This window comes from Streptosporangium sp. NPDC006013, assembly GCF_040614275.1.
Classification (GTDB): domain Bacteria; phylum Actinomycetota; class Actinomycetes; order Streptosporangiales; family Streptosporangiaceae; genus Streptosporangium.
The window spans coordinates 1-1169 of record NZ_JBEXUE010000972.1; the positions used below are offsets into that span (position 1 = coordinate 1).

2 protein-coding genes and 1 pseudogene are annotated in these 1169 nt (G+C 68.4%); 2 read left to right on the plus strand and 1 reads right to left on the minus strand.

The window, feature by feature from the left end; genetic code table 11:
- Positions 1-161: 161 nt before the first annotated feature.
- Both ABZ260_RS51345 and ABZ260_RS51350 read left to right on the plus strand, forming a co-directional pair.
- The gene (locus ABZ260_RS51345; RefSeq protein ID WP_355633327.1) at positions 162-563 is read left to right on the plus strand and encodes an HNH endonuclease family protein; all 402 of its coding nucleotides are present in this window, start codon (positions 162-164) and stop codon (positions 561-563) included.
- A gap of 44 nt (positions 564-607) precedes the next feature.
- A complete protein-coding gene (locus tag ABZ260_RS51350; protein WP_355633326.1) occupies positions 608-904 on the plus strand; it encodes a hypothetical protein in 297 nt (98 codons plus the stop codon).
- Between the two features lie 114 nt (positions 905-1018).
- Here the strand turns inward: ABZ260_RS51350 and ABZ260_RS51355 are convergent.
- Positions 1019-1169: pseudogene (locus ABZ260_RS51355) on the minus strand (WYL domain-containing protein); the annotation flags it as partial.

Below are 1169 nucleotides of genomic sequence, written 5' to 3' on the forward strand. Positions count from 1 at the left end.
TCCGGAGGACACCGCCCCGACGCCCTGCACGGTCTTCCGCGACCTGCGACGCAGCGGTTTACCGCCAATGACTGTCCCGCTGTTCCTCAACCCCGAACACCCGAGCCGAGGCCCTGCTGGAAGAAGCCGTCACCGCCCCGCAGGTCGGGCCGAACTGCGCACTGACCGGCGGATCCTGGTACTCCTACTACGACGACACGGTGATCGACAACGCCTCCGCCCTCGACGTCGACCACCTCGTCCCACTGGCCGAGGCCTGGGACTCGGGCGCCTCCGCCTGGAGCCCAGCCCAGCGCGAGGCCTACGCCAACGACCTCGACGAGTCACACCACCTAGTCGCGGTCACCGCGCGCAGCAACCGCAGCAAAGCCGACAAAGACCCGAGCCAGTGGCTGCCGCCCTATGAGCCGGCCCGCTGCCGGTATGTCACCGAGTGGACCGCGGTCAAGTGGCGCTGGGCCCTGACCGCCGACACCGCCGAGAAGAACACGCTGACCACGCTCGCGCGGGACTGCCCGAACGTGCCGCTGCCCACATCGGCCGACGACAGAACCGATCGCTGACCCTGCAACCACCACCGCGTTCCAACACAGAATAGGAAACGATCATGCGGCGCATTATGACGACACTCACAACCCTCCTCACGGCCGGGGCGGTGGCCGTGGGCGCGGCCGACGCGGCTTGGGCAGCCCAGGGGGTCCTGACGGTCAGCGGCAATCGCTACGACAACCCCGCGCAGGGCTGCTACCAGGGCCGATTCTGGCCATTGTCCGTAGACAACCAAACCGACAAGCCGGTCTATATCTTTGACAACGGGAACTGCCAGGGCGATCACGTCGCCACCGTCGAGCCCAGCGACCACCGCATCTTCGAGTTCGGCAGCAGCGTCTCCGTTCCCGAGTGAGCAGAGGGCGGGGTGCGGCCCGACGGGCCGCACCCCGCCCGGCGGGCTTATCGGCCTGTCGTTAACGAAGCTGTCACTAGGTACACGGGAAGGCCCTGGCCCAGGTCAGGCTCAGCGGAAGACGCGCCAGTCGGCGCGGTCGAGGTCCCAGGCGGCCAGGTACCAGCGGTGCCCGAGTGAGACCAGCCGGTGCGGCTCGACCTGCCGGGTGGCCGGCTCGCCGGATGGGGTGGCGTAGGTGAAGGTGAGTCGTTCGTCGTCGCGG

Excerpts from the sequence above, each read along its gene's own strand:
- ABZ260_RS51350 (WP_355633326.1), top strand. The coding sequence starts at position 608 with ATGCGGCGCATTATGACGACACTCACAACCCTCCTCACGGCCGGGGCG.